A 12,104-nucleotide genomic window follows, 5' to 3' on the forward strand; every position below is an offset into this window, starting at 1 on the left:
CCGACGCTGGTTCAGCTGGCGCGGGGGTCGAGTGCGTAGTCGATGCGCTCGACCAGCCGCGACAGCCCGTCGTACAGGTAGACGGTGTGGTTGCCGTCGGCGTCCCTGACCGAGGTGCCGCGCGACTCGTACTCCAGCGTGAGCTCCTGGGGGCCGGACGCGTGGACGCACCGGCCGAGGGCGTCGTAGGTGTAGGCGTGCCGGGCGCCGTCGTCCCATTCGGTGACGCGGCCGGCCCGGTCGTACGCGAAGTGCCGCACCAGTCCTTGGCAGGCGGCTTCTGCCAGGTTGCCCGCCCGGTCGTAGGTGTAGGCGGCCAGAAGCTCGCTGCGCCGCCGGATCGCGACGACGCGGCCCGAGTCGGTCTCGACGTCCAGGGCGCGGCCCGCGGCGTTCACCACCTCGGCCGGGGCGCCGTCAGGGCCGAACCGCAGCTCGATCCGGCCGCCCGCCCCGTCCACCGCGGTCAGCGGGAGGCGGTCGCCGGCGCCGGTGTAGTGCGTGGTCAGGCCGGTGCCGGGGTCGGTGACGGCGTAGCCGTACCGGATCCTGCTCAGGCGGGCGGGACCGGCGCGCTCGCCCGGCGGCGGGCAGGCGGCCACGGACCCGTCGCCGGGATGCGGGAACAGGCGCGCGGCGCCGTCGGCGGCGAACACGTGCACGCCGTCGGCGTGAACCTCCGCCCGCTGGTCGAAGGTGGAGGTCCACGCCGTGCCGAACCACCGTCCGTCCCCATGACCGGACCGGTGCACGCGCCGCAGTTCCAGCGCGGGCGGTCCGGGCAGGTCAAGGTCGTGCTGCGGCAGGATCACCGTGCCGGTCGCGTAGTGGATCGGTCCGGCGTGTGCGGACGCGCGGTCCGATCCAGCCCCCGATGCGACCGCCTCCCGCACACCCATGGACCATCCCCCCAGAACGGAATTCGGCTGTCCCGTTGTACGCACCCGGCCCACCCGGCGGTTCAATGTCCGAGCAAGATTTTTCCGGGCCCCTAGGGGGAATCCCGTGCACCTGTCGGTGTACGCCGCGCCCACCCACTACCGCGGCTGAGGCACGGCAAGAGCCGCCTGCGGGCCGACGACCGGGAGGGGGCCGATCACCCACTATCGGATCATCACCACGAACAAGGAGATCCGATGACGAACACCGCCACACTTCCCCGCCCTGACGTTCACCCCGGCCCGCCGAAGCTCGACCGCGACCAGCTGCGCCGCGCCCAGCAGGAGACGCTGGACACCCCGCGCATGAAGTACAGCCTGCTGGCCAAGATGATGTTCAAGCCCGTCGACATCATGTACGGCAAGGAAGGCTCGTTCACCAAGTTCGCCATGCTGGAGATCATCGCCCGCGTGCCGTACCAGGCGTGGGAGCGCATGGGCTACTGGGCGGTCCACCGTCACCGCACCCGCTCCGGGCTGGCCAGACGGGTCTTCGAGCGGATCGTCGAGGCCCGTTCCGACCAGGACAACGAGCAGTTCCACCTGCTGATCATGGAAGACCTGATCGACCGGCAGGGGCTCAGGCGCAACTGGCTGCTGCACCGCGCGGCGCCGTGGCTGATCGCGCTGTTCTACTACCACGTCTCGTGGGTGCTGTTCCTGGTCAGGCCCGACTGGAGCTACCGGCTGAACGCCGAGTTCGAGGACCACGCCGAGCACGAGTACATGACGTTCGTGGCCGAGAACCCGGACCTGGAGTTCGTGCCCGACCCCGGCACCTACGCCGACGAGTACGGCCGCTACCGCTCGGTGGCCGACCTGCTGCGCCAGATCGGCCACGACGAGCGGGTGCACAAGCTCGACAGCCTGGAGAACATGCGCGAGCCGCGTGTGGCGGCCTAACCGATGGCCGCCTCGACGGACTGCTCCGCCCGCTCGGGAGTGGACGTACGCAGGACCGCGAGCGCGAGCACGGCGGCCAGGAGGCAGAAGACCGCACCGATCCAGGATCCGACGTGCATCGCGGTGGTGAAGGCCTCGCGGGCGGGGCCTTCCCAGCCGCCCATCCTGAGCGCCTCGCCGATCGACGCCCTGGCCTGGGCGGGCGCGCTCTCCGGCATCGCTGAGGTGTACACCCCGGCCAGGACGCTGCCGAGCACGGCGATGCTGAGGGCCATGCCGACCTGCTGGACGGTGTCGTTCATGGCCGAGCCGACACCGGCGTGCTCCACCGGGATCGCGCCCATGAGGGTCGCGTAGGCCGCGGGACCGGCCAGGCCGCCGCCGATGCCCATGACCACGAGGCCGGCCAGCATGGGCCCGTACCCGGTGGTGACCGCGAGGATGACGAACCCGGCGGCGAGCACGAACAGCCCCGAGGCGATGAGCGCCCGGTTGCTCACCCGCTGCCCCAGACCCGCGCCGGCCGCGTTGAAGACGGCCGCCGCGATCACGTACGGCACCAGCGCCAGCCCCGCCTGCATGGCCCCGTACCCGAGGACGAACTGCAGATACTGCGTGAGCATGAGCATCAGCGCGCCCGCCCCGAAGGACATGAGCAGGATCGAGAAGGAAGCGCCGCTGAAGTTGCGCTGCCTGAACAGCTCCAGCGGCATCATCGGATGGTCGGAGCGCCGCTCCCAGACGAAGAAGGCGGCGAGCGCGAGCACGGCCAGCGCGATCGCGACGACGTTCCACTCCCGCTCGATGATGACGTAGACGGCCGAGGTGAGGCCGACGATGGACAGGATCACGCCGACCGGGTCGATCCTGCGGGCCGGGGCCTTCGACTCGGGCATGAGGACGATCGCGGCGATGATCGCCAGCACCGCGATCGGCACGTTGATGAGGAAGACCGAGGCCCAGCCCCACTTCTCCAGCATGAGGCCGCCCAGAGTGGGCCCGGCCACGACGCCGATCATCGACGTGGCGCCCCACGCGGCCATGGCCTTGCGGCGTTCCTCCGCGTCGAAGACGGTGATGAGGATGGACAGGGTCGAGGGCATGAGCACCGATCCGCCGACGCCCATGAGCGTCCGCATGGCGATGAGGTGCCACGGCTCGCTCACCAGGATCGCGAGGGCGGAGGCGCCGCCGAACAACGCGAGGCCGATGACCAGCATCTTCCTGCGGCCGAAGCGGTCGGACAGGCTTCCGGCGGTGAGCAGCAACCCGGCGAAGACCAGCACGTAGGCGTCCAGGATCCACTGAATCTCGGAGGGCGTCGCGCCCAGATCGCGCACGAGGGTCGGGATGGCCAGGTTCAGCACGGTCCCGTCGACGGCCAGCACGAGCGTGGCCAGACAGAGTACGGCGAGCGTCCACCAGCGGCGGGGGTCTCGCACAGTGTTCGATTCCACTCGCACACTGTACGACACTTCTCGCACAGTGTGCGAGAGCATTTATCCTGGAGTGGTGACCAAGCCGTTCACCTCCGTCTGGACCCGCGAACCGCGCTCGCCCCGGTCCTCTCCCGGCCTGAGCCGCGAGCAGATCGTCCGCGCCGCCCTGGAACTCCTCGACACCGAAGGCACCGAGGGGCTCAGCATGCGCAAACTGGGCGCCAAGCTCGACGCCGGGGCGACCAGCATCTACTGGTACGTCGCCAACAAGGACGAGCTCATGGAGCTCGCCTACGACGAGATCTGGGCGGACATGGAGGTGGCCGACCCGGAGCAGATCAGCTGGCGTTACTCCGCGGCCACCTTCGGCAAGGGCATGCGCCAGGCCATCCTCCGGCACCCCTGGTCGGCCCGCCTCATCGGCCGCATGCCGACCATCGGGCCCAACGCGCTGCGCGTCACCGACCGGCTGCGCGAGGCCTTCACGCGGGCGGGCTTCAGGGGCCTGGAGATCGACTACGCGGCGAGCACCCTCACCGGCTACGTCTTCGGGATGACGATCCCCGAGGCGGTCTGGAACGAGTACATCAACGAGCGGCAGCCCGACATGGACGGCATGCGCGAGGCGGTGGCGGCCGCGGTGGCCGACTACCCGGAGATGCGGGCGCGGGTCGAGGAGATGCAAGCCCACGACCCCCGGGAGGTCCGGGAGATGAGTTTCGACTTCGGCCTGTACACGGTGCTCGACGGTCTTGAGGCGCGCCTGGTCACGTAGCAGGATTCCGGTCATGAGCGATTTCCGAGCCGCGCGCGACCTGCTGCTCCAGTCCGACTACGACACCGCCCGCCGCGACTTCCGCTGGCCCGACCTTCCGGAGTTCAACTGGGCGCTGGACTGGTTCGACGGCGTCCTGGCGGCCGAGTCGCCGGACGCGGTCGCCCTGAACATCGTCGGCAAGGTCTCCTACACCTTCGCCGAGCTGTCAGAACGCTCCAACCGGGTGGCCAACGGACTGCGCTCGGCCGGGGTGCGGCGCGGCGACCGGATCCTGCTCATGCTGGGCAACCAGGCGGAGTTGTGGGAGTCGATGCTGGCCGCGATCAAGCTGGGCGCGGTCGTCATCCCGGCCACCACGCTGCTGACCGCCAAGGACGTCGAGGAGCGGGTCGCCCGGGGCGGCGTGGCGCATGTCATCGCCAATGCCGCGGACGCGGAGAAGTTCACCGGCGAGGCGTACACGAAGATCTCCGTCGGCGCGGCGGAAGGATGGCGGACCTACTCCTACGGCGAGCCGGACTTCACCCCCGACGGGCCGACGCTCGCGAGCGACACCATGCTGCTCTACTTCACCTCGGGCACGACCTCGCAGCCCAAGCTGGTCGAGCACACACACGCCTCCTACCCGGCCGGGCACCTGTCCACGATGTTCTGGATCGGGCTGCGGCCCGGCGACGTGCACCTCAACATCTCCTCGCCGGGCTGGGCCAAGCACGCCTGGAGCAACGTCTTCGCGCCGTGGAACGCGGGGGCGACCGTGCTGGTCCACGACTACCAGCGCTTCTCCGCGCAGGCGCTGCTCGAAGTGCTGCGCGACGAGCGGGTCACGACGTTCTGCGCGCCGCCGACGGTGTGGCGCATGCTCATCCAGGAGGACCTCGCCGCGTGGCAGCTCTCCCTGCGTACGGCCGTGGCCGCGGGCGAGCCGCTCAACCCGGAGATCATCGACCAGGTCGCCAAGGCGTGGGGCCTAACGATCCGCGACGGCTACGGCCAGACCGAGACCACCGCCCAGATCGGCAACGTGCCCGGCATACCGGTCAAGCCCGGCTCGATGGGCCGCCCGCTGCCCGGCTACGACGTGGTCCTGCTCGATCCGATCACCGGCGAACCCGGCACCGACGGCGAGATCTGCCTGCCCCTGGACGAGCGCCGCCCGCTCGGCCTGATGTCCCGCTACGTCGGCCAGGACCCGGGCACCGCCGACGGCTACTACCACACCGGCGACGTGGCCACCCGGGACGCCGACGGCTACATCACCTATGTCGGGCGCACCGACGACGTGTTCAAGGCCTCGGACTATCGCATCTCGCCGTTCGAGCTGGAGAGCGTGCTGCTGGAGCACGAAGCGGTCGCGGAGGCCGCGGTGGTGCCCGCCCCCGATCCGGTACGGCTGGCCGTACCGAAGGCCTACGTGACCCTCGCTCCCGGGTACGAGCCGACGGAGGAGACCGCGCGGGCGATCTTCGAGCACTCGCGGCGGGAACTGGCGCCCTACAAGCGGATCAGGCGGCTGGAGTTCGGCGAACTGCCCAAGACGATCTCCGGCAAGATCCGCCGGGTCGAGCTGCGCGAGCAGGCGGCGGACCGGGAGTTCACCGAGGAGTCCTTCCGTTAGCCGCCTGACGGACAAATCCCAGGAAGAGCGCCATCTCGGCTATAACATCTTGTAAGGGGCCAGGTGTCCATAATTACAGGCTGATCGGATAGGCTCGGCCCGTGCTGCCCACTCTCGCCGATGTCCTGGCCTTGGAGACCGTACGCCGGGGGAACCCGCGTGTGGTCGCCGGGGCCGACCGGCTTGACACCAAGGTGCGGTGGGTGCACGTCGGGGAGATCGCCGATATCGCGCACCTGCTGCGCGGCGGCGAACTCGTCCTCACCACGGGCGTGGCCCTGCCCGACGACCCCGAGAAGCTGGCCGACTACATCGCCGAGCTCGCCCAGGTCGGCGCTTCGGGGCTGGTCGTCGAGCTCGGCCGCCGGTTCGTCCGCGAACTGCCCCGAGCCGTGATCAAGTCGGCCGAGGAACACGGGCTGCCGGTGATCGTGCTGACCCGCGAGACGCCGTTCGTGCAGATCACCGAGTCGGTGCACGCCTGGATCATCGACAACCAGTTGGAGGAGCTGCGCGCCTCCGAGCAACTGCACGAGGTGTTCACCGAGCTCTCGGTCGAAGGCGCCTCACCGGCCGACGTGCTCGCCCAGGTCGCGCGGCTGTCGAACCGCCCCGTCCTCCTGGAGAACCTCGCCCACCAGGTGCTGGCCTGCGAGTCCGCCGGCCGCGACATCGGCGCGCTGCTCGCCGGCTGGGAGACCAGGTCACGCGCCGTGGCCCCCGCCGACCGGACCGCCTACGACCCCGCCTCCGGCTGGCTGGTCACCACCGTGGGCGCCCGCGGCCAGGACTGGGGCCGGCTGATCCTGCTCTGCGACGTACCCCCTGGACCACGCGACATGGTGCTGGCCGAACGCGCCGCCACCACCCTCGCCCTCGGCCGCCTGCTCGAACGCCACCAGGAATCCCTCGAACGCCAGGCCCACGGCACGATCATCACCGGCATCCTCACCCACGCCTACTCCGACCCCGACGAGGCCGCCGCCCGCGCCCGCGCCGTCGGCGTCCCGCTCACCGGCCGCAAGCTGATCAGCGTCGTCATCCGGCCGACCGAACCCGTCGACCAGGCACTCGACGGCCAGGCCCAGCTCGGCGAACTGGCCGAGGCCACCGCCGCCGCCTGCCGCGACGCCCGGCTGCCCGCGCTGGTCGGCGCCCTCGACCAGGACCGGGTCGGCGTGCTGCTGCCGCTGCCGCCGCGTACCCACGCGGAACCCGCGCTGACCACGCTGGCCGACCGGCTGCGCATGCTGTGGAAGCCCGGCTCCGCCTTCGTCCTCGCGGCGGGTTCCGTCGTCGAGTCCATCCGCGACGTGCGGCGCAGCTTTTTAGAGGCCGAACAGGTGGCAGACGTCGCCGTGCGCCAGCCCGACGGCCGCGCCTACTACCGGCTGCCCGACCTGCGCCTGCGCGGGCTGCTCCACCTGCTGCGCGACGACGCCAGAATGCAGACCTTCGCCGAACGCGAACTCGGCGCGCTCCTGGCCCACGACGCCCAGCGCGGCGGCGACCTCACCAGGATCCTGCGCATCTACCTGGACTCCGGCCGCAACAAAGCGGTCGCCGCCCAGAAGGCCCACCTGTCCAGGCCGGCGTTCTACGATCGGCTGCGCCGCCTGGAGCGCATCCTGGACACCGACCTGGACGATGTCGAGTCGTGCCTGTCGCTGCACGTGGCGTTGCTGGCGCTGGAGTCATTCCGTCGCGAGAATCGCTGAAGCAAACCGGACCAAGGACGTTCATGCCTGACCTCTTCGTGCCCGAGCCCGCCGCGCTGGGCCCCATGCTCGCCACCGCGGGCGCGTTCGCCGTCCCCGTCCACGAGGTACGGCTGACGCCCGACGAACTCCACCCCGACCAGATCGTCGCCGGCGACCCCGCCACCTCCTCCATGGACCTCGGCAACGGACGCGGCATCTGGGAGATCACACCTGGCGTGGTCACCGACGTGGAGACGGACGAGATGTTCGTGGTGCTGTCGGGGCGGGCGACGATCGCGGTCGAAGGCGGCACGACGATCGAGGTGGGGCCGGGGGACGTGGCCTTGCTGGCCGACGGCGCGAAGACGACCTGGATCGTCCACGAAACCCTCCGCAAGGTCTACCAATCCCGCTAACCCCACCCAACACCCCCAGCCCCGGGACCCCAGCCTCCGGGCTCCCCTTCCCGCCTCCCGGCCCAACACCCCCGCCCCGACCCCCCTTTCCACCACCCAGCCTTTCCACCGCCCAGCCCAACACCCCGGGCCTGACTCCCCGAGTCGCCCCAGGCCCGGCACCCATTGCCACCCCGCTCATCACCCCCGGCCCAACACCCCCGGCCGCCCATAGGCCCGCCCCGCGCCACCAGCCGAGCCCAACACCCCGGCCCGGACCCCCCTTCCCGCTTCCCGGCCCGACACCCCGCCACCTTCCGGCCCGATTGGCCTTGCCGCCCCCGGCACCTCGGGCTCGATTCCGGGCCTAACCCACCCCGTGCCCGGCATGGGAACCCCGGCGGCCACCACCGCCGGGATCCTCGTCCGCCGCCAGTGCGCCGGGGTTTCGGACAGGGCACCGGGTCCTTCAGAAACCCATGGCCTGCCGTACCTCCTCAAGGGTGAGGGCGGCGCGCTCGCGGGCCGTGGCGTTGCCCTCGCGCAGGACCGCCCGGACGGCCCCCTCGTCCAGGTCGGCGCGGCGCTTCCTGATCGGGCGCAGGAAGTCGTTGACCGCGTCCGTGGTGACCGACTTGAGGCGGGCGGCGCCGCCGTCCCCGATCTCCTCGGCGAGTTCCCGCGGCGGGCGGTCCAGGCACAGCCCGGCCAGCGTGAGCAGGCCCGAAACGCCCGGCCGCCGTTCCTCGTCGAAGGTGATGCGGCGGTCGGCGTCGGTGACCGCGCGGCGGATCAGCGCGGCCGTCTCGTCCTCGGTGGCCTTGAGCGGGATGGAGTTGCCCCGGCTCTTGCTCATCTTGCCGCCGTCGAGCCCCTTGAGACTGGGCTGCGCGCCCATCATCGCCTCCGGGACGGGAAAGACCGTCCCATAACGCTCGTTGAAGCGGCGCGCCACGAGCCGCGTCACCTCCACGTGCGGCAGCTGGTCCCGGCCGACCGGCACCAGCGTGCCCTTACAGAACAGGATGTCGGCCGCCTGATGCACCGGATAGGTGAACATCAGCCCACTCACCGCGCTCTGCGAACTGTGCAGGATCTCGTCCTTGACGGTCGGGTTCCGCTGCAGTTCGGCCATCGACACCAGGCTCAGGAACGGCAGCAGCAACTGGTTCAGCTCCGGCACCGCACTGTGCTGGAAGATCATCACCTTGGCCGGGTCGAGCCCGATCGCGAGATAGTCGAGCAGCAGCTCCGTGATGTTGCGCTGGATCTCCCCAGGCAGGTCACGGTCGGTGATCACCTGATAGTCGGCGACGAGCACGTACATCCGATGCCGATGCTGCAGCTCCACCCGATTGGCGAGCGAGCCGAAGTAGTGGCCGAGATGGAGCGGACCGGTCGGCCGATCGCCGGTCAACACGACGTGGTTCATTCTGGGATTCCTTTCCGGACGTCCCCAGACACCACAAAAGGCCGTCCAGGGGACGGCCTTTTCGCATGCGAAGGTCAGCGGCCGCCGGGCGGCCACCACCACATGCTGATTCGGGTCATGGCTCCATTGTAGGCGCAAGCCGTACAGGACCCAGATTCTGTACGGCTTGCGCCGGCTCGTGACTACGTGCGGTGATCGTGCGACATGTCGGCGTGGATGGTGTCGTCTGCGCAGATGTACAGATCCCACCGACGGGGACGCGCCACGAACGCGCCCAGGATGAACCCCAGAACGACGCTCGCGAAGATCACAAGGAGGATGCTCAGCCCCATAACGGCTGCCTCTCGGGGAAAGTTCGTGCCGCTCGAAATACGGCCTACCGAAAGGTAACCCCGGCCGGTCCTGTGGCGCAGCAGAATCCCATGTACTCCCCCATTTTGACCATTCAATCGCCGCAGGCATGGGCCCTTTCGCTAGTTGCTGATGTCAATCTCGTAACCACGGGCGTGTTCCCACACCCCGGCCAAGCGGGAGCGCCAGGATAGTCCGGATTGTTATCGGCACCCTGGAGTCTTTTGATGTCTCGACGCACCCTCGTCGTCGGCCTGTCCCTGGCCACCGCGATCACGGCTGCCACCGTGCCAGTCGCCGCCAAGGAGCTGGCGGTGACGTTCCCCTCCTCCAAGTTCCCGTTGGGAACGGCCACCGTACCGACCAAGACGCAGAAAGCGGTCGCCGGCGGCATCGACATGTACAAAGTCCGGGCCGGCACCGCCACCCAGGGCTACAGCGTCAGCGTGCTCATGCCCAGCGGCCGCGACTACGGCACCCGCGCGACCGCCGATGCCAAGGCCGCCGAGGTCGAGGCCGCCGGCCAGATCCCCAGCGTCCAGCAGTTCATCCGCCCCGCCGTGGCCGACGCCCCGGCCCAGGAGATCTTCATGGTCCGGGTCGGCCTCTGGTCCCTGCAGGACAAGAAAAAGGCCGAGGAGACCGTCAAGGCCCTGAAGGACGCGGGCATCAAGTCCAAGGTCGACTACCTCGGCGACGACGGCGTCGACACGACCGGCCCGTGGAACATGAACGTCCTCATGATCGACGCGAAGAAGTTCCGCGGCTCGTACGGCGCCAGCCTCGGCACCAGCGTCGCCAAGCGCGAGACGACCTCCGCCATGGCCAAGGCGGCCGGCGCCCTGGCCGCGGTCAACGGCGGCTTCTTCAACATCCACGCCTCGAAGGCCCTGCGCGGAGACCCCCTCGGCGCTTCGGTGGTCGCGGGCAAGCTTCTGAGTGAACCCGTCCCCGGCCGCGCCGCCGTCGTCCTGCGAGGCCGCAAGGCCAGCATCACCGAGCTGAAGTCCACCATCACCGCCGTGTCCCAGGACGGCCAGACCCTCAACGTCAACGGCATCAACCGCCCCACCGCGGTCGACGAGCTGGTCCTCTACACGGAGGAGTGGGGCGCCAAGACCCCCGCCGACGGCGGCGCCGACGTCGTCCTGGACGCCAACGGCAAGGTAGTCGCCGTACGCGCCGCGGGCGCCGCGATCCCGGCCGGCCACCGGGTCCTGCACGGTGCGGGCGCGGCAGCCGAGTGGCTGGGCCAGCACGCCATGGACACCTGGACCGTCAAGATCGACACCAAGCTGGTGGATATGCGCACCGGCAAGCGCCTGGCCCTCACCCCCAACCTGAACGTGGTCGCCGGCGGCGTCGGCCTCGTCCGCAACGGCCGGGTCAAGGTCATGGCCAAGCGCGACGGGCACGATTCGGTCAACATGATCCTCCGCCGACACCCGCGTACCCTCGTCGGAGTCACCAGGAACGGCAGCCTGATCCTCGCCACCGTGGACGGCCGCAAGCCCGGCGAGACAGTGGGGGCCAACATGGTGGAGGCCGCCCAACTGATGCGCTGGCTGGGCGCCGTCCAGGCAATCAACCTGGACGGGGGCGGTTCTACGGCGATGGTCGTAAAGAACAAGGTAGTCAACAAGCCCTCGGACGGCGCCGAACGAGCTGTGGGCGACGCCCTGCTCGTCCTCCCCAAGTAGGCCAGAAAGGGGGCGCCCACCCACCCACCGGAGCGCCCCCTTCACCACGCCCCAGCAGCACGCGCCGTGGCGGCCGCACGAGGTACGCCGCGCACGACGGCAGAGGCGTTCGCCACACCCGGCCCTTAGGCAAGCGGCGGAACACAGACCCGGGATATGTGCCAGAGACAAGCGGCGAGACCGCCCCGAGCGCCGCACGCGTTGCGCCGGACACGTCCGCGGGGGGTGCTCACCGTCGCGGCGCTGGACAAGCGTGGGAAGGGTGACAAGCGGGGGTGGGCGGCGTGGGTGGGACGCGAGGTGGTTGGGTGGGCGTGGGGTGAGCCCTCGCCTGGGCAGGGTGGTGAGCCCCGGCCGCCGAGGTCTGTGTGGTGGAGCCTCCCGCTCGGTCTCCCGCCGTCCCGGCGCTCGACAAGCGTGGAGCGAGCGGCATGGATGGGAGGCGCACGCGTGAGAGGGGGCAGGCCCGGGTAGGCCCGCAACGCAAAAAGGGGCTATCCCACAATCGGTGGGACAGCCCCTTTCGCAATGTTAGGCACCCGGGAGGCAGCCCTGCCGCTCCCTGGGAACGCGAAGAAGGGGCCCGGCCGTAAGGCCGAACCCCTTCTTGTGCAGTTTTGTGCGGCGGTGACCTACTCTCCCACACCCTCCCGAGTGCAGTACCATCGGCGCTGGGAAGCTTAACTTCCGGGTTCGGAATGTAACCGGGTGTTTCCTTCCCGCCATAACCGCCGCAACTCTTCGAGACTGTTTGCTGTCTCAGAATTGCGTAGTGGACGCGAGCAACAGAACCCCATCGTGGTGGGTGGCTGGTTGGCGCTGCTCCGGACCCGGCGAAGAGTACAGAGCG

Annotated in this window: 10 protein-coding genes and 1 rRNA gene; 6 read left to right on the forward strand and 5 right to left on the reverse strand. The window is 69.8% G+C overall.

The features are described 5' to 3' along the window. Positions 1-11 precede the first annotated feature (11 nt). Positions 12-899: a DUF6531 domain-containing protein gene (locus ACIBKY_RS20860; RefSeq protein WP_397098388.1), complete on the reverse strand. Its 888-nt coding sequence runs from the start codon at positions 897-899 to the stop codon at positions 12-14. Between the two features lie 237 nt (positions 900-1,136). On the opposite strand from ACIBKY_RS20860, the gene ACIBKY_RS20865 reads away from it, so the two are divergent. Further along, positions 1,137-1,841 (forward strand): alternative oxidase, encoded by a 705-nt coding sequence (locus ACIBKY_RS20865; protein ID WP_397098390.1) that lies wholly within the window; start codon positions 1,137-1,139, stop codon positions 1,839-1,841. Here ACIBKY_RS20865 and ACIBKY_RS20870 read toward each other — a convergent pair. Beyond that, positions 1,838-3,298, reverse strand: coding sequence for an MFS transporter (locus ACIBKY_RS20870; protein WP_397098392.1), 1,461 nt, complete (start codon positions 3,296-3,298; stop codon positions 1,838-1,840). The two genes, ACIBKY_RS20865 and ACIBKY_RS20870, sit on opposite strands and share 4 nt — an antisense overlap. Positions 3,299-3,353: 55 nt before the next feature. Between ACIBKY_RS20870 and ACIBKY_RS20875 the strand changes: the two genes are divergently transcribed. From ACIBKY_RS20875 to ACIBKY_RS20890, 4 genes are all read left to right on the forward strand, one after another. Beyond that, a complete protein-coding gene (locus ACIBKY_RS20875) occupies positions 3,354-4,055 on the forward strand; it encodes a TetR/AcrR family transcriptional regulator C-terminal domain-containing protein (protein ID WP_397098394.1) in 702 nt (233 codons plus the stop codon). A 13-nt stretch (positions 4,056-4,068) separates the two neighbouring features. Continuing rightward, complete coding sequence (locus ACIBKY_RS20880; protein ID WP_397098396.1) at positions 4,069-5,676, forward strand: AMP-binding protein; 1,608 nt, start codon at positions 4,069-4,071, stop codon at positions 5,674-5,676. A 101-nt stretch (positions 5,677-5,777) separates the two neighbouring features. Further along, entirely contained in the window at positions 5,778-7,394 is a 1,617-nt protein-coding gene (locus tag ACIBKY_RS20885) for a PucR family transcriptional regulator (protein ID WP_397098398.1), read from the forward strand. A 23-nt stretch (positions 7,395-7,417) separates the two neighbouring features. Then, a complete protein-coding gene (locus ACIBKY_RS20890) occupies positions 7,418-7,792 on the forward strand; it encodes a cupin domain-containing protein (RefSeq protein ID WP_184967307.1) in 375 nt (124 codons plus the stop codon). 448 nt (positions 7,793-8,240) lie between these two features. On the opposite strand, the gene trpS is transcribed toward ACIBKY_RS20890, so the two are convergent. After that, positions 8,241-9,203 (reverse strand): tryptophan--tRNA ligase, encoded by a 963-nt coding sequence (gene trpS / locus ACIBKY_RS20895; RefSeq protein WP_397098400.1) that lies wholly within the window; start codon positions 9,201-9,203, stop codon positions 8,241-8,243. A 182-nt stretch (positions 9,204-9,385) separates the two neighbouring features. Further along, positions 9,386-9,535 (reverse strand): hypothetical protein, encoded by a 150-nt coding sequence (locus tag ACIBKY_RS20900; RefSeq protein WP_184967311.1) that lies wholly within the window; start codon positions 9,533-9,535, stop codon positions 9,386-9,388. Between the two features lie 246 nt (positions 9,536-9,781). On the opposite strand from ACIBKY_RS20900, the gene ACIBKY_RS20905 reads away from it, so the two are divergent. Beyond that, complete coding sequence (locus ACIBKY_RS20905) at positions 9,782-11,254, forward strand: phosphodiester glycosidase family protein (RefSeq protein WP_397098402.1); 1,473 nt, start codon at positions 9,782-9,784, stop codon at positions 11,252-11,254. Positions 11,255-11,873: 619 nt separating this feature from the next. Here the strand turns inward: ACIBKY_RS20905 and rrf are convergent. Beyond that, positions 11,874-11,990 (reverse strand): 5S ribosomal RNA (gene rrf, locus ACIBKY_RS20910). Between the last annotated feature and the right edge of the window lie 114 nt (positions 11,991-12,104).

It is taken from the genome of Nonomuraea sp. NPDC050394 (assembly GCF_044459065.1).
Lineage (GTDB): Bacteria > Actinomycetota > Actinomycetes > Streptosporangiales > Streptosporangiaceae > Nonomuraea.